Source organism: Paenibacillus sp. EKM211P (assembly GCF_011066175.1).
Lineage (GTDB): Bacteria > Bacillota > Bacilli > Paenibacillales > Paenibacillaceae > Paenibacillus > Paenibacillus polymyxa.
In genome coordinates this window covers 139,328-158,003 of record NZ_JAAMNS010000015.1, presented here as the reverse complement: position 1 = coordinate 158,003, position 18,676 = coordinate 139,328, and the positions used below count along the sequence as shown (strand labels likewise).

The window sequence follows — 18,676 nt, the reverse complement described above, 5'->3', positions numbered from 1 at the left end:
CGACCAGGCTACCTTAATCCTCTATGCAAATGAAAAAAGGATCAACCAGAAAGAACTGGTTGATCTCATAATACGAATGGGCAGGCTAGGTTAAGCATATAGCGAACACATCAAAGTGCTGACTGTTTATGTGGAGGTCACTATATATGAAATATGCATGTCCATGCTGTGGTTATAAGACACTGGATTATGAACCACCCGGTACCTATGACATTTGCGATATTTGTTTTTGGGAGGATGATGTTGTTCAATATCACGATCCCGATTATGAAGGGGGAGCAAATATTGAATCGCTAAGGCAATATCAAGAAGCTTATTTACAAGGACGTGTTAATCTTAAGCCAAAGATTAACGATGAGCGCAATGAGAATTGGAAACCACTTTTGAAAAGGTGACAGTCTCATTACGCTAACGGGAAACATTAGTTCAATGACAACAGCGGCGAACACAAGACTTTATTTATCAAGTGTTGTGTCCGCCGCTGTTCCTTTTAATAGACTGGTCCATATTTAGCTGGTGTTAGATCTGGAAGAGAAGAATTATGGTTTTTTCTTGGTTTTAGGCAATACTTCGACTGCTATCTCAGCCCATTTGACAGAGCCGTACGGTGAACTACCTCCCACGAATACATCTGGACTTAGAATATTGACCAAATAAGTACCAGGTTTTTGAATAACGACAGAACCGCTAAAGGATTTATCCTGTTTGAGGGGGATAACGGTCTTTTTTTCAACTTCAACAAAATCACCGTTCTGAAATGCTGCCACTCCAAAAGAAACTTCATTGCTTTCCAGATCCGTAGTAGTCACGACTCCAGCAATTGCTATTGGATCTCCAGCCTGTACACGGAGGTACCCTTGTGTTGGCTTGGTAAAGCGGATGTCTTGCGCGTTCTCGGCATGGTTGTATCTAATAGGAACGGAGGACGGGTTTAATACTTTGCGATGCACCATAATCTTAGCAGACCCTTTATCATTTGTCGTAATTTCCAGTGGATTTGGACCAGGGCGAAGGCCTACTGAATATTCAATCCGCTGAAATGTTCTTCCATTCACTATAATTGACTTTTCAGTTGTTTTTTCTGTTCCCTTAAACGTGCTTATGCCACCTCCAATGGAGCTTGTCATACCACCGTGTCCTGTATTCACCAAAACATAAGCATGCCCGAACTCTTTTTGTACTAATGCGCTAAAAGTGATGTTTTCCTTGTCCGTTGTATACGTTGGGTGAAGCGCTTTGACGACTTTATCGTTCCAGACCCAGTGCATGACTCCATTACTCCATGTATAATTTATTCCCATCTTAGGCAGAAGTGACGCAGGAATATACAATTGATCATTTTTCATAAACGTTTTAGGGATTGGCTCATCTAGCGCTGTCATGGTTCCGTCTGAGTACCTGAAAATCTTTGATTGGTTAGGCATCAACCGAAATGAGGAAAAAGGTGCCGAGTTCTCAGTATCAAACTCTGCCCACCTGCTGCCTGTCTTTGCATCCCACTTGATGGTTGCCAGATGAGCTGTCTCCAGCCATTTGAACGGGAAATACAAGTGATTATTTCTTTTCAGCAGGGGAGCGGTCTTTATGGAGACGGAATCCAGCGATAAAGAAGATTTGTTTAATTCGGCAGTCAGTTGGTGCGGAACCAGATAGAACACAGCCGCATCCTCTACTACAACGGGAAGATTGGAATTTGAATTCTCCGCATAACTCAGAGCCGTTGGAAGCAGGCCAGAAATCAGAAGGCAGGAAGATACAAGTAGAGAAACAACAATTCGTCTCATTGAATAACACCTGATTTCATTTTTTTATCATATATACCAGAAAAACGAAAAAAAGTTGAACAGATATAAGTCTTTTATTCTGACTATTAGCCTTTTTGAATAACTTAGTTCTTTCATTCACCTGCTTTCTTATTTTGTTTTATGACAAGCTTTATGATACTTCGACATGACTTTTACTATAAAATACAAATAAGACTAATTTACTTTGGAGGTGTCTTATTGGAGTTGTTTCTATTTTTACTTAACATTTTAGTTATCCTCCTTTCTATTGCTGGCGGAGTGCTTTTAATTGGATTAGTGTACAGAGGATATATACTGCTAGGTTTGCTTATTGCTGAGAAAAAGAGAAGAATATCGGATCAATCTCAAAATCAGGTTTGACTATTAGCCCAACATCCGATGGCGGTTACATTCAATGAGAATGCTTACTTTATAGCGGCTACGCTTGTGGCCATCGGCATATAAATTCCTCCTCAAAATGAGTGCAAGAAAGCCGACATAGCTTTGGCGGCAGTAGTTAGTATATTTTTACTGATTATAAAATTGAGAAATCCAAGCGGACGTCCAAATTCAACACGGAGTCAATGCTTCGCTTCAACCTTTTCAGCGCAGGATGAATCGAGCGTCGCTCATATTCGTCCCGATCATCCTCGAAAAAGCTACGCAGCATCAAAATTTTGACAGTTTGAATATCGGCCTCAAAATCTTGCGAATCCCAAAAGCAAATACAGTCATTGTGGTCCATGAGCTGCGCATATTCTGGATATATTGATCGTTGATTATATAAGTCCGAGTGGAAGTAGGGCTCTTCAGACCGAACTCTTCCCACTTCGCCGGATCAGTCGAACCTCCGAGCCTTACAAGCATATTCGCTGACTCGCTATTTATTTTATCTGGAATTTGCTCGTATGCTTGGATGATTTGCTCATGAAATTCGTCGATCGGATTGCGGCTAGCAAGGCTCTCCAAGTGGATGCCTTCCCGAAGGTAAGAAATGTATGCCAGATGGTCGGCCCAGAACTTGTCAATATAATAAAGCCGTACCCGCTGCTCCGAAGGGCTCATCGGCGTCTCTCCTTTCAAAATTGCGAGCCGCTCCTCGTATAGAATACGTCGCTGTTCCTCCACCATATCCGAATAACGGTTTAGTTCCTGGTGGATATCGAAGTTCTGGCCCATAATAACACGTTGAATATGCGCGATTTTGCTGCGTAGCGCTGGGTCTTCGAGAGCCTCATCCTGCCTGGGGGCGCGAATCGCTTTATGGATGCCGAACCGAAGTAACAACTCGTCCTCCAAGCTTACGAAAAATACGGAAGCTCCAGGGTCGCCTTGGCGCCCAGAACGCCCGCGCAATTGGTCGTCGATCCGCACGCTTTCGTTTACATGCGTACCAATCACGTATAACCCTCCTAGCTTGGCGACAACTTCTGCTTGCATAGGGTTGCCACCGCCGAGCCGAATGTCGACGCCGCGTCCCGCCATATTCGTAGACACCGTCACGGCACCGATTTCTCCCGCTCTTGCAATGACCTCGGCTTCTTCTGCATCGTTTTTCGCATTCAGAACATGGCAGGGTACGCCGTCAACTGCTAGCGCCTCTGCCAGCATGTCAGACTCCTCTACGCTTGACGTACCAATGAGAATCGGCCGTCCCATCGCATGGACGGACAAGATTTCTTGGACAAGCGCCTTAAGCTTGGCTTCCTTATGGGTAAAAATCCGATGCGGTTGGTCGATTCGTATGTTTGGCCGATTCGGTGGAATTTGCACGACCTGCAGTGCATAAATCTCTTTGAATTCCATTGCGGAAGCGTGCGCGGTAGCCGTCATTCCGCAAATTTTTGGATACAGACTAATGAAGTGTTGAAGGGTGATCGTTCCGAGAATTTTTCCGCCGACTTTCGAGTGCAGCCCTTCTTTGGCTGCAAGCGCGGCTTGCAGTCCTTCTGGCAAATGCCTGTTCTCCGCCACGCGGCCGGTATATTCGTCGATCAGCTCGATTTTACCGTCCCGGACGATGTAATCGACGTCTTTTTTCAATAACGTTTCCGCATACAACGCGCAATTTAACGACGACAACAAATGACTATTATGGCTTTCATACAAATTGCCGCATCCCAGCAACGACTCCGCTTTCGCAGCGCCCACCTCATTCAAATAAACGTTCCGCTTGAACTCGTCGAAGTCGTAATACTTATCTTGCTCAAGCTGCTTAGTCACATCTGCGAAACGAATTACGTCGTTGCCGGAAGAATCCGGCTCGCCAGCGATGACTAGCGGCACCCGAGCTTCGTCGAGAAGCAGTGAATCCGCTTCGTCAACGATGACGTAGTGGAAAGGACGATGCACGGTATCGGCTTCGCTTAGTGTGATCGTGTCGCGCAAATAATCGAATCCCGCTTCTTTGGCCGTAACATAGGTTATATCTGCGGCGTACGCTTTTCGTTTCTCGGACAAGCTCATGCCCGCTTGAACCGAGTTTACCGTTAACCCGAGGAAACGATAGATCGGACCCATCCACTCCGCATCCCGATTTGCCAAATAATCGTTAAAAGTGAGCACATGCACGCCTTCGCCGGTCAGCGCATTTAGATAAGCAGGCATAACAGCAGAGAGCGTTTTTCCTTCGCCGGTATGTTGCTGAATCACAAATCTCTCGTGCAGAGCGATGGCAGCCATAATCTGGACATCGTAAGGCTGTAATCCGAGCTTTCGCTTCGCTGCCTCGCAGACTAGCGCATAGGCATCGACAAGCAGTTCATCCAAAGGCGCACCCAATTTTGCTTCCTTTTTTAGCCGGAGAGATTCCGCTTTCAGCCGCTGATCGTCCCATGCTTCCAAATTCCGTTTCCTGATGAGCTCCGTTTTGTCCCGATAGCCTTTCAGCTTATTCTGAGTATCGCGGTCTTTGAATTTTTGCATCAACTTGACGGCTAAATTCATTGGAATTTGATCCCTCCTCGGTAGAAACACGCAATTCTAATAGTGGCTAAAGTATAATCAAACTCTATAACAATAGCAAAGTTTGGAATAAAAAACTTCCTTGCTTCATTCTTAGGCAACGATGTATGATTCACATGAAAAGTACATCTTGGAGGTCAGAAAGATATATTTTTAGTAAATTGTTGATTTTAACAAAGGGAGAGATGAATGCATGATGAAAAGATCTTTAACGGTTTCCGTATTTCTTATTTTTTCACTTGTATTAAGCATACAAGCAAGTGCAAAACATCCTTATAATTACACAATTAATGTACAGGTAAACGGTGTTCCTATTCATTTTGGAACTAATTCAGATTCACCTCCATATATTGAAAATGCTACAAATACAGCTTTTGTTCCTCTTCGCTTCGTTTCTGAAAATTTAGGAGGTAAAGTGAGAGGATGGGATAAAGCTTTACAACAAGTCACAATCGAATCAAAGAATGGAACTGTAATTAAATTGGCGATCGGTAGTAAGATTGCATATGTCAACGATGAAGAGAAAATGATGCTGTCGGCACCGCAGATTCCTACAACTCGTGTTCAAGTTCCTTTAAGAATTGTTTCTGAAGTGTTGGGAGCTAAAGTGGATACCCAAAAAATAGGTGAAACATTAATTGTGAACATTACAACTTCTAATTAACTTTTCTTATATAAGGTAGTCTTTCCTCATTTAATTGATTAAATATACTTTCAGCGTAACCATTTGATTTCAAAGGAAGGTTCTGCTGTAGTTGCTAACGATGGGGCACTTGTTACAGTTATTCCTAAGAGTAAGTTTGATGATGAATATAAAGCACTATCTAAATCGTTATTTGGAGAGTAGGAGTGTATAGAAATGAACGATGATTTTGTACAAATGATTAATGAATGGAACCCAGTCGAAATATATCCTCTATTAGAAGATGAATATTATTCAGAAATACGTAGAATTCATGAAAGAAGTAAGGAAACAAGCTCTGTTGAAGAATTAGCAAAGCAGATTCATTCGGTATTCGCTCAATCTTTTAAAAAGGAATTCGATAAAAGTATTGGAGAATGTCGGTTAATCGCTGAAAAAATAATTAATGTTACAAAATAATTTATTTATGAGCCTGCTCCTTTAACAATAAAATAAAGTAGGCTTTTTTGAATAATTGGTCAATCAAATAAAGGACACGAGTTTTTGAATACAGCAAACAACAATATCATCCATGATAAGATGGTTGTGCCTGGATAGGGAAATAAGGAATTGGGATAATGGTTAATTTATAGTGAAACACTAGCGTTACTATTGAATTCAAAGACGAGAAGAGCCTTAAACCAAGGAGGAGTATATGGGATATGATTCTTTAATTAAAGCAATTATTTCAGTGCCAAAAGAAGAATTAACTTTTCATTGGGGAAATAGATTAAAGATTGTTGGTACTAGGGACACCATCTATGAAACAAACAATGGTTTAGATGAAGATGATCATGGGTTCCTTGAATATGATGCTGCGGTTATTGAAGTCAAAAAAATAGTATCTAAGCCGATTAAAGAGGAAGAAAGTATCTATAAATGGTTGCAAAAAGGAAAAAGCACCTTTATTGAAATTTCTCTCCATGACGCCCCCCCTAGCATGATTACATCTTCAGATGGGTCTATTATCTGGAAAAATGAATAGCCTAGACCATCCTAAATTGAGTATTTTTCATTGAATTGAGGATGATCCTTTCGTTTTTATTTGTTTTCATGATGTTTATAATTATAAGTACCATCATCTACTCCTTTAACGGGGGCTTTGTTATATTGAATAATTTTACCATGCTCTTTTTTATAAAAATACCTTGTATTGGTTTCGTCCTTGAATATAACCTGTGTACTAATTAAGGGAGCTTTAGCTATTTTAGTTTCAACTGAATAGATTTCAGAGGGTTTGTATCCTTGAATTTTTACAAGATAGTTGAAAACTTCGCTTTGCGTATGACTTTTAGTGTAACTACTAAGTATCCAAATGCTTGCAAATAGAATTACTATAAAGATTGCTATTCCATGTTTCTTCATAACTATCTCCTTTTTTAGATTAAAAGAGTTTCTACTATGATCATTCTAACGGATAAGCTTCCTTAGAAATATCATGATACTAAAACAAGACCTATTGCCTATTCCCTGAATTCCCCTTATGATAATTGTACTATTACCTGACAAGGGGATACATATGAAAAAAGCTATTCTATTATTATTAATGTTTGTTGTTTTAATTCCATCACAAGTATTGGCGGCAACATCTACAAAAGCTATGTCAACAAGTGAAATCGAAAGAATATATTTTGAGAATTACAAAGATCGTGTAAAAGAAATTAAAGTTGCACAAAAAAAGCTAAATGCTGTCCTGGGGGCAGAAGTTCGTGAGTTAACTCAGAGATTAAACCAAGCAACTGCGCGATATAAAAACGAAGTGAAAAATAAGTCTAGTAAAGTGGTAATAGCTCAAGCCAAGGCTGATTGCGATAAATTAAAGAAGCAGCTCAGCGTGGCAAAGGTGGAACTAAGTAAAAGTATTAAAAATTACAAGCGAGAAAGTGACCAAGTTTTAAAGGATATTGCAAAACAAAAAGCAGTCCTTATAAAATTCATTAAGAATCACACGGCAGGAAAAGATAAACTTACGGAGTCTGAATTTAGCAAGCAAGTTAATGGATATATTATGTCGATCGACAATTCATTTACTGGAGCTTTAAAAACATTAAGGGAAGCTGAATAATAGGAAGTGAGGTAGCAGGTATTACCTGTTGCCTTTTTATTTAGACTCATTTTTGTTTCTAATATGACCCAATCAGAGCTTCTGATAATGATGTAAGAGCAATAGCTGAAAATTCTGGGATGATAGAGTTCAAAGAATCAAAAAAACACGTTTTCATAAACGAACACATGAAGTCAAGCGATTATGGCAGATTTCATTCTGATTACGAAATAGCTCAAGCATGGGATAGATTACAAAAAGGATCACAAACACAAAAAGTTATGGATTTGCTTAACCATGAATTGTTTGAATCCCGATTTGAGAGTATATTTAAAACAAGCTAGAGGAGATTTTATAATGGGGGTATTTGTTTTACTTTTTAAAGAACATGAAGATGAGACAGTAGTTATTTATAGATATGGCCCAAATGAACACATTATGGGGAAAATTCAATTGAACAAGGAGACTAAGTTGTTCTCTGAAATTGAACCTTTATCAGATCCGAGTCATTCAAATAAATTTTATTTTGATAGGGCTGCACAGCGGATGGCACGTTGCTTCGTTAAAGAAGATGGCATATTTCCCAACAAGATGACATTTGAATCATAAAGTAGCTTCAGGAATACGAACCGAGCTTGCTCTTTTGATAATAAAATGAGAGTAAGTTTTTTTACAGTAATCTATCTGATAAAGAGGGGAATTTCCACCCACCCTAGAATTAAGAGACGATGTTTAAATAGGAGAACCTTCAATTACACGGTTATTTAAACGCAATAACTTTTAACGCATGATTCCTCATTCGGTGAAATGCTCAATACTTTCAATCATGGCAGATTGTTCGAAAAATGAGAAGCTATATCTAAAATTCCAACTCAATATAAATAGACAATTATTTTAATTAGAAGGAGTATATGATTTTAACACCAAAACAAGAAGAGAACCTTAGTAAATTTATGAGTAAGATTCTTAGGCATACACCAGAACAGTTTGGTCTTGAGCTAGACCATGAGGGTTATTGTGACATTCAAGACCTGCTTCGAGGAATAAGATCAGAGGATAGATGGTCTGATGTCAGTGAGTCGGATATCAAGCAAGTAGTAAGCCATTGTCCAAAACAAAGATATGAGATGGTTAATGGGTACATAAGAGCTAATTATGGACACAGTGCAGGCAGATTAAATTATGAGGAGGCTACTCCACCAACGATTCTCTATCACGGTACAAACACAAAGGTAATCCATAACATTTTTACTGAAGGAATTAAGCCAATGGGCAGAAAGTATGTGCATTTGTCTGAATCTCTTGAGTTTGCAATTTTAGCAGGCAAAAGACGTGGGGAACTGGCGATCCTGGAAGTAGACACAGAAAAGGCATTAGCTAATCAAGTGAAGTTTTATAAAGCCAACCACAGTGTTTGGCTTGCCGACCTTGTGCCGCCACAGTACTTAAAAAAGTTTGAATAAAGCGTAGACCTAGAACATTAACTTATGATCAAGAGACTAGATGGATTGATTCGTCTAGTCTTTTTGATTTCGCCTGTTTTGCTGTACATAAATAAGCTTTTTAATATTTTGAATGTATCCACGCATTTCCATTATAATCCTTCGAAGAATAATTATACGCCCCATCATCTACTCCTTTAATGGGGGCGTGGCTATACTGAATAATTTTATCTTGCTCTTTAAAAATACCTTGCCTTGGTTTCGTCCTTAAAAATAACTTGTGTACTAACTAAGGGAGCTTTACCTATCGTTTTGAGTATGATTTTTAGTATAACTACTAAGCATCTAAGCGCTTGCAAATATCATTACCGTAAAGATTGATATTCCGTATTTATTTTCCGATAACTATCCCCTTTGTTGGAGCAAGCTAAAGTGGCGCTACCAATGACGTAATATTTGCTTCGAAACGTCACTTAAGAAAAGGAGCCGTTGCGATTTGGACAGCTTCTTTTGCTTTGGAGTTATTCAAAGAATCTACTTACTTCCTCTTATACATAGAAAAGTAATTGTATACACCACTCCAGCAAAGAGGCTTAGTAGAAACGAGGTTGATAATGTTCCGAAAATAAAAGTAGAAGTGGGTACCGTATAAAATTCAAACGTACCGTTGATCGGAGTACTCGTTGTTGTTGGCCCTTTAATAAAGGAATAGTATATTCCTACAAAAAAACCGTAAGACAAATACTTAATTAAATTTTTTTCAAATTTACTCATTTGTTAGCCTCCAATAATGATTTTGGAAAAGTAGAATTCTTGTACTATGAAGCCATTCAAAGTAATGTAGGAAAAGTCTATAAATATAGCGATCTTAAAAATCTTTGAAAAGGATGTTATTGATATTATGTCAATTATCTCGTTTTAAATCAATAAAAAGGACTATGGATAAAATCTTTGAAACTCTAAGTCACGCTAAAAATGTACACAGCATCTAACATTAACAATACGTGAAATTCCGTCACATCAAGGCTTATGACAGTTTGTCAAAAGTATTAGGAAAAGAAACTTCGTATAATTAGGAATTTTATTCTTTTTCTTCGTGATTCACTAAACATAGAATGACGTTCAGTAAAATGTACAACAAATCAGCCTAATAAATTGATTTAGGCTCTTCGCCATATCTATCTGAGGCAAATATTGTAAAAAGGCAGGCGAAATTAGAAGGACTGTGTATATAGGAATCAGGAAGGGTTGATTTTACCCCTTTGGTATGTAACTAAGCATCTAACAAAATAGGGGTTATTTATTCTCAATTTACTATAGTTATCCAAAAAAATAATTGGGAAATTGTCCCTGAGTGTTGTATTATAAGCAAGTGTGGAAAAGAGTTGGAATAGCCAAGGAGGAGCAGAGGTTATCTATATTTGTGATTATTGGTGTCATTACTTGCTTTGACTCCGTTAGATTTTCTTAAAAAGCCTAAAATTCAAGAGTGATATAAAGTAACGCAGGATATTGATCCTTACAAAATCGGTATTAACGAAATAGAGCATATGGAAGATGGCAAGGATTTCGAATTTTATTTGCGGAAGCTGTTCAATTTGCTTGGGCTATAGTGATGCGTATAAGATACAAGACAGTAGAGATTTTGGAGCAGATTTGGTATTTACGGATACTTGTGTGAACTGTTAGTCCAGTTTCAATGGAGTGAAGTTTGTTGGATCGCATTGATTTAATTGAAATGATTGAGCTTTTCAAGTCACAGCAGCATAGTAAGGTAAAAGATATCATTGAGGGGGAGCCTTATTTGAGTCTAGATTCATGGACGATTATAGGAATAATGTAAGTGATTAAAAAAGATCGTAAGGCTGAAAAACGCATCGCTTCAGGTAACTAAATACTGAAGACTTTTGAAATGGAATGATGATTTTACAATCATGTTACATAAAAAATAATAGTAGAATTAGGAGAAGGTTTAAAAGTGAACAACAATATCAATTCTATCAAAGACAAATACGACAACAGTAATGATCAATACCCACATTTCAGTGAGGTAATCAAAGAAAGATTTGCAACCTTTAGTAGCAAGCCGCTTTTCATAACTGATTCGAATGGAGTATTTGACGCATTTCTTGAGGGTTTACCACATGAAGCAAGACAACATTATACTTGTAAAAGTTGTAGAAATTTCGTGAATCGTTTTGGAGGGCTTGTTTCTATTTCTGAAGATGGCGAAATCTATTCTGCTTTGTGGGATGAAAGCAACACTCCTGAATTTTTCATTAATTCTGTCAATGCAATGAAGCAAATTGTTCTTAAATCAAGAGTTACAGGGGTGTTTGTTTCTAGCGAAAGAAATCTTGGTCAATCACACTCTAATGGAAGGGATCATATGTCAGTTACGCTTCCAGCAGAAAAAGTTTATCAATCTAGACTGAAAACTGCTGGACAGGAACTGGCAGAGAAAAAAGAAGATTTCAGAATTTTGACTGCTGGACTTACGGAATATCCGCCGGAGGCTGTAGAACAAGCTGTGACTCTCTTGGAATCAGAATCTTTGTATCGGTCTGACAAAATTCTTGGTGTAGCTAAATTTCTTCAAGTTCTTCACGCAAAACATCAAAACATTCGGAACAGTCAAATTCGTGACAACATTACTTGGATGGCTGTTGCAACTGCTCCATCTGGATTCTGCCATGTGAAGAGCAGCATGATCGGAACTTTGCTTGACGATATTGTTAATGGACTTTCATTTGACTCTATAAGTCGTAGATTTGCTGAAAAAATGAGTCCTTCCAATTATATGAGAGCGCAAGTTGCTCCATCTCAAGGGAACATTGAGCAAGCTGAGAAGATTGTTCAGAAGTTTGGCATTGCTAATTCGCTACAACGAAGATACGCAACGATTGAAGAAGTCTCTGAGACCATTTGGAAGAGTAAGGGTTCTTTTGTGAATAAGGGTGTTGTTAAAGCTGGAGGTATATTCGGTAATATTACGCCGAAAGAGAAAACTAATACTGTTTCAAACAGAGTTGACCTTCCAAGCGCGGTTATGACATGGGATAAATTCCGAAGAACGGTAATGCCATCAGCAGAAAGCATTGAAGCGAAAATCGATAATCCAAATAGATTTATGGCATTGGTTACGGCTTCTGATGGTACAGCACCTAACATTCTGCAATGGGATAACGCATTTAGTTGGTATTATCATGGAGGCATTGATGGAGAGATCAAACGTAGGGTTGAGAGTGCAGGTGGTCAATATAAGAACAATGAAATCCGATGCTCACTCATTTGGGAAGGATATACGGATCTTGATTTGCATTGCGTGACCCCTAACGGTGAACATATTTACTACGGAGACAAGCTAAGCGGGTGTAATGGTTGGCTAGACATTGATATGAATGGTGGAGGTCATAGAGATTACTCGCCAGTAGAAAATATCAGATGGAGCGAAGGAGAAGCTAGAAATGGAACATATAGATTCTATGTTCATAATTACTGTGAACGAGGAAAAGGAAGCACACCATTCAAGGTAGAGCTTGAAGTCAATGGAAGAATATATTCCTATCATGGTGTTGCTGGCGATGATGGCTATCAACAAGACGTATTTATATTTAAATATATTAAGGGCCAGCATCCGGAAATCGTTAACTCAAATTCATATTCTTCTGATGATGCATGGAATGTTTCAGTTAATAGTTTCGTCAAGGTAAACGGAATTACGATTTCTCCAAATTTGTGGGGCGAAGAGAAAGTTACTCATACAGGCTATCATATTTTCTTCTTGTTGGATGGATGCAAAGATTTGTCGGAGGGTAAAGGCAGAGGATTCTTCGTTGAAACACTGAAACCAGAACTTCGTGAAATCAGAAAGACGCTTGAAGCGTACACCGCTAACACTCCAATCGAAGGAATTGAAGCAGCGTCAGCTAGTGGTGTGGGTTACTCTAAGGATAGTGAGTGGAATTTGATTGTGAAAGTAACATCAGGCAACTCCGCACGACTCATCAAGATTGATCGTTGGGATTAGTATTTAATAATTATCTTGCAAATATATAAAAGCTTGGGAAGAATCAAAATGAATTTTTCTGTCCATGAGGAGGGCGATTGTAATGAAAGAAGGGTTGACACTAGAATTTCATAAGAACAAATTAATTTTTTTTGAATTCAAGAAAAAGGCTGTCACTCTGATACCTGATATTATTCGCGAGGAATTCAAGGATGCGCAAGTGATTAATGAGCACAACAGTAAAGAAAAAGTGATTTACCAGGTATACCTATATGAAAACGACATAGAATTTACCATTCGAATTATCGCTTCTTATTTCTATGATTCCATCATCATTATCGCTGACGAAGTAAATATAACAATCAGAGCTTATCAAGTCTTGCATAAAATACTTGCAAATGGCTCATTGGCTTGAAAGATGGTTAACCTAGCTATATATGGTGAGAGTAAAACAAGATTTGACATGAGAAGGGATAAATAATGAACTACATAATCTTTGATTTAGAAGCTACCTGCTGGGAGAATGATCGAACAAGGCAGAATGAAATTATTGAAATTGGTGCTGTTAAAGTAAATGTAAATTTAGAGATCATAGGCGAATTTCAAACTTTTATTAAACCTAAATTGAACTCACAATTATCTGACTTCTGTAAGAGTCTAACTTCAATTTCGCAGCAAGATATTGATATGGCAACATATTTTCCACAAGCTATCTATAAGTTTCAAGAATGGATTGGTAAAGAACCCTATTATCTTTGTTCTTGGGGATTTTATGATAAGAGTCAACTGAAGAAGGACTGTGAGTTACATAAAATCAGAACTGAATGGATTAGAAATCATATAAGTATTAAACATCAGCATGGAAAACTGATTGGAAATGATCGTGGAGTTGGTATGGAGAGAGCTTTAAAGATGCTTAATCTGCAATTGGAGGGTACTCATCATAGAGGAATTGATGATGCAAAGAATATCTCAAGGATTTTTGTTAAGATATTTGACCAATTGAAGCTTTAACTAACCGCACATATAACAAAAATTTTTTAGTTGGATAAAAGGAGACAAACATGGATATACAAAAAATTAATTCGATTACGAAGTACCCTAGCATTCTTACATATCATGAAATAGGCGAAAGAGGGCGGCTAAAAGAAAGCGTAATTAAAAAATATGGTAGATGAATTCCGATATTCAAAATATATAATTAATTAAAAGTGTAACATGTACTCTAAAGTTGTACACCTTGCTTCAAACGAAGGCGCGTCAAAATTAACTCACCATGCTCCAATATCAATTTTTTGGTCAGTATTTATATCAAAGAAGGATTAGGAGGAAAAGTATGAGAAAAACAGTTGTATTTTTATTGTCTTTTTCTTTGTTTTTTGTTTTTGGAGCAAGCATACAAGCAGCAGGTGTTAGTGATTCAATAGCCAAAAAAGCAGATCATGCTTATAACTCAAACCTTAAAAACACTGCTTTAACAATCTCGTATAAGCAAGAAGGGGAACAATTTGATTATAAATCCCAATATATACCCCTAAAAGATTTGTTTAGTGGTTATGTAGATTCAGTTTCATGGGATGCTAAGAAGAAGGTAGCGCTTGTAGAAAATCAAGGCAAAGTATTTGTTTTGAATGTCTCGGGGAAAGAAATAATACCTTTAAGCAACCAGATAGTTGCACCAACAGAATGGACACGTATTTCAAAGGGGAATGTTGAAGTAAAAGCATCAGTTATCGCTTATGTTTTTGATAGATACGGTGATAGTTATAATGATAAAGAAAGAGAAGCTTGGGAAGAAAAACTTAATTTTCTAGATATAAAAGAAACGGATGGTTTACCTGGTATAAGAGATGGTTATTTTCATATTTCTCTAACTTACAATGATAAATGATATTTAATTAGGTGTAGTCAGCTTAATGACTACACCTTTTTTTATATTTATGCGATATTTTCCCTTCGGTTACAAATATTTTATTAGAAGGAGTACATCATGTTAACACCAAAACAAGAAGAGAGCCTCAGTAAATTTATGAGTAAGATTCTTAGGCATACACCAGAACAGTTTGGTCTTGAGCTGGACCATGAGGGTTATTGTGACGTTCAAGACCTGATTCAAGGAATAAGATCAGAGAATAGATGGTCTGAGGTCAGTGAGTCGGATATCAAGCAAGTAGTAAGCCATTGTCCAAAACAAAGATATGAAATGGTTAATGGGTACATAAGAGCTAATTATGGGCACAGTGCAGGCAGATTAAATTATGAGGAAGCTACTCCACCAACGATTCTCTATCACGGTACAAACACAAAGGTAATCCATAACATTTTCACCGAAGGAATTAAGCCGATGGGGAGAAAGTATGTACATCTGTCTGAATCGCTTGAGTTTGCAATTTTAGCAGGCAAAAGACGTGGAGAACTAGTGATCCTCGAAGTCGACACAGCAAAGGCATTAGCTAATCAAGTGAAGTTTTATAAAGCCAACCATGGTGTTTGGCTTGCCGACTTTGTACCGCCACAGTACTTAAAGAAGTGTGAATAAAGCACAGAGCTAGAACATTAACGATGATCATAGAGACTAGATGGAATGATTTTGTCTAGTCTTTTTGATATTGCCTGTTTTGCTGTACATACGTGATCCGCCTAAAATTTTGAATGTATCCACGGGTGTCCACACCCACCTGCAAATGCCGCATAAAATATTCCGGATGAACAAAGAGGAGGTGCATGTAATAACCATGATACACATGGAACCCATTCAAGTGGGTGAGCATACATTTATCGGAGTCGAGGTCAAACTGCCTAAAACAACGCTGTTGACGATCTCCAACTCCCGTGGTTACATCATGTGTGGTGCGCTGGATGTCGGATTGCTCAATGAACGGTTGGCGGATCGGAAAATTCTGGCCGCACGAGCTGTGGGGGTAAAAACACTAAAGGAACTGTTGGAAGCACCAATGGAGTCAGTGACGACGGAAGCTGAGCAACTTGGAATTAAGCCAGGGATGCCAGGCTATGAAGCATTATTGAAACTGGTGTAAGAAGCCTAGTAATAGTTGTTGGATAAAAGCAAAAAAGAAAAAGTTAAAAAACCGGGCGCTACAGCTCCGGTTTTTTCTGTGAAATTTTCCATTCTATCGAGTATAACTATTTGAATTATATACGAAGTGTATAACCTGCAAGAACAATTAATCGGCGGCAAACAAAGCGGTGAGGTTCTCGCTAAATGGGGCCTGGACAATTCCCTTTTCGGTAATGATGGCGGTAATGTACTCATGTGGTGTAACGTCGAAAGCCGGGTTGTAGACTTTGATACCTTGTGGGGCAGTTCTTTTGCCAAAGCTCTCGGTAACTTCCTCCGTAGAACGCTCCTCAATCGGAATATCTGCGCCTGTAGCGGTCTGTAAATCAATGGTAGATAGCGGCGAAGCAACGTAAAAAGGTATACCATGCGCCTTCGCCAACACTGCCAGGCTATAGGTGCCGATTTTGTTAGCCACATCCCCATTAGCGGCGACTCTGTCTGTACCGACAATGACAGCTTGCACCCATCCTTTAGACATCACCATGCCTGCCATATTGTCACAGAGCAGGGTGACATCTATGCCTGCCTGCTGAAGCTCAAAGGCGGTCAGACGCGCACCCTGCAATACGGGGCGGGTTTCGTCAGCAAATACTTTCAGGTGGATTCCGTTTTCCTGAGCCAAATACATAGGCGCGAGCGCTGTTCCGTATTTCGCTGTTGCCAAGCCGCCTGCGTTGCAATGAGTGAGTACGCCCATCCCATCCTTGAACAGAGGTAAAGCATGGATGCCGATTAGGCGGCAAACTTCTTCATCCTCTGCCTGAATGGCTATAGCTTCACGCTCCAGCCCTGCATTCCAGTCTTCGATCTGGCCCACCTCAGCCTCTGTGACGAGTTCGCCGGCTCGCTTCTTCATGCGGTCCAGAGCCCAGAACAGATTTACGGCAGTCGGCCGTGAGGTAGCCAAATGTCCGCACACTGCGTGTACATGCTCCAGCCACCCAGCAGCGTCATTGCCTCGATAGGAGGCAGCACCCAGTACAACACCATAGGCTGCGGCCATCCCGATGGCGGGGGCACCCCGTACCTTCATGGCATGGATGCCTTCCCACACTTCCTCGGTCGTGAATAAATCCAGCATGACTATCTTTTCGGGCAGTAGACGCTGATCCAGCATGGACAAGTGGTTTCCCTTCCATACCAGTGAAGATAGAGCCTGTTCAGACACAGTTGCTTCATGGGAGGATGCGGGGAGAGATTCTTTATTTTCACTCATATGCGTGATGCTCCTTTAGTCTGGGTCGCTGTTGCTGTCCGAACAATATCTTCTAGTTCCCGGATCGAATGAAGCTCGCGATTGCGGAGAACCAAGGCTTTTCCGATCGATAACGCGAGACGTTCCGCAGCTTCCTTGATATCAGGATCGGCAATGGTATCGATATCCGCCACATGCGACAGGCTGATGATCCGGCGGATCACTTTGCACCCTGCAAAGCCAATCGTATCTTGCAGTACTTTCTGGAGGTATAAGTCCTGATATCCGGGTGTACGTGCCAAATGATCGGTGACGTGCTCGTTCCACAGTGTACGAAACCTGCTCTCAAACTGCTCCCATACTTGAATGGCAGTCTCCAGGAGCCAGTCACGTCGTTCCTTTAGTGCCGTCTCGCTAGAAGTCCATCCGGGCTGTGCTGCGTAGTTCAACAGCAGATTGGCGATGACCGCTCCGATATCAAACCCCATGGGGCCGTAATAGGCAAATTCAGGATCAATGACTTTAGTCGATTCAGCTGTTACAAAAATACTGCCTGTATGAAGGTCGCCGTGTAGCAGTGCTTCTGTTCGTGTCATAAACTTTTCTCGCAGCAAAGCTACTTCCAGATGAAGCAACTGATCTGTACGGAGTGCCTCTGCTTCGTCTTCAATGTACATACCATAGTTGTTATTATCTGAAAATCGGTAGGGTTCATCCAAAATCAGATCCTCAGTTATTTTGCAGAGTTCAGGGTTAATAAAGCGTTTAACCAGCTCTTTTTTAGCCTGCTGATTCATGCCCAAATCTGAGGTGAAAAAGAGCGTGCGTGCCAGAAATTCGCCAATATGATTAGCAAAAAGAGGGTATGTGTTGCCTTCAATTAGTCCCTTACGCATGATTGTGTGTGAGCTAAGATCCTCCATCACGGTTAACGCAAGCTCATCGTCATAGCCTAGTACCGCAGGAACCAATTCGGGGCAAAGCCGGTGCTCCTGCTGAAGTGCCTCGCGTTCAATACGGGCGCGATCCAGCGACAACGGCCAGGATTCACCCACAATTTTTACATAGGGAAGTGCCTGCTTGGCAATGATACTCTTGTTAGATTTGGAATCTGTAATATGAAAAACCAGATTTAAGTTGCCATCGCCGATTTCTCGGCATTCCAGATGAGCTTCCTGGCTAAAAAATCCGGGAATGTTCTTCACGAATTCGATTGCTTCTTCGGTCGTTAAGGGATGATATTTGGACAATGAGGTCACCTCCGTAAATTGCGCACATGTAAATGGTAAGAAAAAACATCACAATATTAAACCAAGTATTTTGATATGATAGAGAAAGTATAACGAAAATCACTGAATTTTTGTACATTTTTTTTATGATGGATTGGAAGAGGTGGGCTTCTTCTTTTTGTTTCGTCTCTGTATAGAAAGGGTAAATATGAAACAGACGTCCGGCAGGTGATATTCAAATGCCC

General features: G+C 39.7%; 18 protein-coding genes. 13 read left to right on the top strand and 5 right to left on the bottom strand.

What is annotated here, in order from left to right:
• Positions 1–146: 146 nt before the first annotated feature.
• Complete coding sequence (locus tag G9G57_RS19900) at positions 147–395, top strand: CPCC family cysteine-rich protein (RefSeq protein ID WP_102997756.1); 249 nt, start codon at positions 147–149, stop codon at positions 393–395.
• Positions 396–539: 144 nt separating this feature from the next.
• On the opposite strand, the gene G9G57_RS19895 is transcribed toward G9G57_RS19900, so the two are convergent.
• The gene (locus G9G57_RS19895; RefSeq protein ID WP_102997757.1) at positions 540–1,784 is read right to left on the bottom strand and encodes a hypothetical protein; all 1,245 of its coding nucleotides are present in this window, start codon (positions 1,782–1,784) and stop codon (positions 540–542) included.
• Positions 1,785–2,453: 669 nt separating this feature from the next.
• Complete coding sequence (locus tag G9G57_RS19890) at positions 2,454–4,730, bottom strand: preprotein translocase subunit SecA (protein WP_164965460.1); 2,277 nt, start codon at positions 4,728–4,730, stop codon at positions 2,454–2,456.
• Between the two features lie 211 nt (positions 4,731–4,941).
• Here G9G57_RS19890 and G9G57_RS19885 point away from each other — a divergent pair, with 211 nt between their 5' ends.
• The 3 genes from G9G57_RS19885 (at position 4,942) to G9G57_RS19875 (ending at position 6,415) form a co-directional block, all read left to right on the top strand.
• Positions 4,942–5,412, top strand: coding sequence for a copper amine oxidase N-terminal domain-containing protein (locus G9G57_RS19885; protein ID WP_164965459.1), 471 nt, complete (start codon positions 4,942–4,944; stop codon positions 5,410–5,412).
• A gap of 195 nt (positions 5,413–5,607) precedes the next feature.
• Positions 5,608–5,850: a DUF1871 family protein gene (locus tag G9G57_RS19880; protein WP_164965458.1), complete on the top strand. Its 243-nt coding sequence runs from the start codon at positions 5,608–5,610 to the stop codon at positions 5,848–5,850.
• Between the two features lie 235 nt (positions 5,851–6,085).
• Positions 6,086–6,415, top strand: coding sequence for a hypothetical protein (locus G9G57_RS19875; protein WP_164965457.1), 330 nt, complete (start codon positions 6,086–6,088; stop codon positions 6,413–6,415).
• Positions 6,416–6,471: 56 nt separating this feature from the next.
• On the opposite strand, the gene G9G57_RS19870 is transcribed toward G9G57_RS19875, so the two are convergent.
• Positions 6,472–6,795 carry a DUF3139 domain-containing protein gene (locus G9G57_RS19870; RefSeq protein WP_164965456.1) on the bottom strand — a complete coding sequence of 108 codons (324 nt, stop codon included), beginning with the start codon at positions 6,793–6,795 and terminating at the stop codon, positions 6,472–6,474.
• Positions 6,796–6,949: 154 nt separating this feature from the next.
• On the opposite strand from G9G57_RS19870, the gene G9G57_RS19865 reads away from it, so the two are divergent.
• The 9 genes from G9G57_RS19865 to G9G57_RS19825 all read left to right on the top strand — a co-directional run bounded on the left by G9G57_RS19865 (position 6,950) and on the right by G9G57_RS19825 (position 15,963).
• Complete coding sequence (locus G9G57_RS19865; protein ID WP_164965455.1) at positions 6,950–7,495, top strand: hypothetical protein; 546 nt, start codon at positions 6,950–6,952, stop codon at positions 7,493–7,495.
• 336 nt (positions 7,496–7,831) lie between these two features.
• On the top strand, positions 7,832–8,083 hold the full coding sequence (locus G9G57_RS19860; RefSeq protein WP_164965454.1) for a hypothetical protein: 252 nt from the start codon (positions 7,832–7,834) through the stop codon (positions 8,081–8,083).
• 305 nt (positions 8,084–8,388) lie between these two features.
• Positions 8,389–8,937, top strand: a complete 549-nt coding sequence (locus G9G57_RS19855; RefSeq protein WP_164965465.1) for an RNA 2'-phosphotransferase — start codon at positions 8,389–8,391, stop codon at positions 8,935–8,937.
• Positions 8,938–10,894: 1,957 nt separating this feature from the next.
• Entirely contained in the window at positions 10,895–12,946 is a 2,052-nt protein-coding gene (locus G9G57_RS19850) for a YfaP family protein (RefSeq protein ID WP_164965453.1), read from the top strand.
• An 82-nt stretch (positions 12,947–13,028) separates the two neighbouring features.
• Positions 13,029–13,340, top strand: coding sequence for a hypothetical protein (locus tag G9G57_RS19845; protein ID WP_013370248.1), 312 nt, complete (start codon positions 13,029–13,031; stop codon positions 13,338–13,340).
• Between the two features lie 65 nt (positions 13,341–13,405).
• A complete protein-coding gene (locus G9G57_RS19840) occupies positions 13,406–13,939 on the top strand; it encodes a 3'-5' exonuclease (RefSeq protein WP_164965452.1) in 534 nt (177 codons plus the stop codon).
• A gap of 322 nt (positions 13,940–14,261) precedes the next feature.
• Positions 14,262–14,816, top strand: a complete 555-nt coding sequence (locus tag G9G57_RS19835) for a stalk domain-containing protein (RefSeq protein WP_164965451.1) — start codon at positions 14,262–14,264, stop codon at positions 14,814–14,816.
• A gap of 99 nt (positions 14,817–14,915) precedes the next feature.
• Positions 14,916–15,464: an RNA 2'-phosphotransferase gene (locus G9G57_RS19830; RefSeq protein ID WP_164965450.1), complete on the top strand. Its 549-nt coding sequence runs from the start codon at positions 14,916–14,918 to the stop codon at positions 15,462–15,464.
• 196 nt (positions 15,465–15,660) lie between these two features.
• On the top strand, positions 15,661–15,963 hold the full coding sequence (locus G9G57_RS19825; RefSeq protein WP_017425931.1) for a YunC family protein: 303 nt from the start codon (positions 15,661–15,663) through the stop codon (positions 15,961–15,963).
• Positions 15,964–16,110: 147 nt separating this feature from the next.
• On the opposite strand, the gene mtnA is transcribed toward G9G57_RS19825, so the two are convergent.
• Together mtnA and mtnK are read right to left on the bottom strand one after the other, a co-directional pair.
• The gene (gene mtnA, locus G9G57_RS19820; protein WP_044788366.1) at positions 16,111–17,223 is read right to left on the bottom strand and encodes an S-methyl-5-thioribose-1-phosphate isomerase; all 1,113 of its coding nucleotides are present in this window, start codon (positions 17,221–17,223) and stop codon (positions 16,111–16,113) included.
• On the bottom strand, positions 17,220–18,452 hold the full coding sequence (gene mtnK, locus G9G57_RS19815) for an S-methyl-5-thioribose kinase (protein WP_164965449.1): 1,233 nt from the start codon (positions 18,450–18,452) through the stop codon (positions 17,220–17,222). The genes mtnA and mtnK overlap by 4 nt, the downstream gene beginning before the upstream one ends.
• Positions 18,453–18,676 lie beyond the last annotated feature (224 nt).

What these genes read in the sequence shown, in the direction of transcription:
- G9G57_RS19900 (WP_102997756.1), top strand. Translation starts at nt 147, where the DNA reads ATGAAATATGCATGTCCATGCTGTGGTTATAAGACACTGGATTATGAA.
- G9G57_RS19895 (WP_102997757.1), bottom strand. Translation starts at nt 1,784, where the DNA reads ATGAGACGAATTGTTGTTTCTCTACTTGTATCTTCCTGCCTTCTGATT.
- G9G57_RS19890 (WP_164965460.1), bottom strand. Translation starts at nt 4,730, where the DNA reads ATGAATTTAGCCGTCAAGTTGATGCAAAAATTCAAAGACCGCGATACT.
- G9G57_RS19885 (WP_164965459.1), top strand. Translation starts at nt 4,942, where the DNA reads ATGATGAAAAGATCTTTAACGGTTTCCGTATTTCTTATTTTTTCACTT.
- G9G57_RS19880 (WP_164965458.1), top strand. Translation starts at nt 5,608, where the DNA reads ATGAACGATGATTTTGTACAAATGATTAATGAATGGAACCCAGTCGAA.
- G9G57_RS19875 (WP_164965457.1), top strand. Translation starts at nt 6,086, where the DNA reads ATGGGATATGATTCTTTAATTAAAGCAATTATTTCAGTGCCAAAAGAA.
- G9G57_RS19870 (WP_164965456.1), bottom strand. Translation starts at nt 6,795, where the DNA reads ATGAAGAAACATGGAATAGCAATCTTTATAGTAATTCTATTTGCAAGC.
- G9G57_RS19865 (WP_164965455.1), top strand. Translation starts at nt 6,950, where the DNA reads ATGAAAAAAGCTATTCTATTATTATTAATGTTTGTTGTTTTAATTCCA.
- G9G57_RS19860 (WP_164965454.1), top strand. Translation starts at nt 7,832, where the DNA reads ATGGGGGTATTTGTTTTACTTTTTAAAGAACATGAAGATGAGACAGTA.
- G9G57_RS19845 (WP_013370248.1), top strand. Translation starts at nt 13,029, where the DNA reads ATGAAAGAAGGGTTGACACTAGAATTTCATAAGAACAAATTAATTTTT.
- G9G57_RS19840 (WP_164965452.1), top strand. Translation starts at nt 13,406, where the DNA reads ATGAACTACATAATCTTTGATTTAGAAGCTACCTGCTGGGAGAATGAT.
- G9G57_RS19835 (WP_164965451.1), top strand. Translation starts at nt 14,262, where the DNA reads ATGAGAAAAACAGTTGTATTTTTATTGTCTTTTTCTTTGTTTTTTGTT.
- G9G57_RS19830 (WP_164965450.1), top strand. Translation starts at nt 14,916, where the DNA reads ATGTTAACACCAAAACAAGAAGAGAGCCTCAGTAAATTTATGAGTAAG.
- G9G57_RS19825 (WP_017425931.1), top strand. Translation starts at nt 15,661, where the DNA reads ATGATACACATGGAACCCATTCAAGTGGGTGAGCATACATTTATCGGA.
- mtnA (WP_044788366.1), bottom strand. Translation starts at nt 17,223, where the DNA reads ATGAGTGAAAATAAAGAATCTCTCCCCGCATCCTCCCATGAAGCAACT.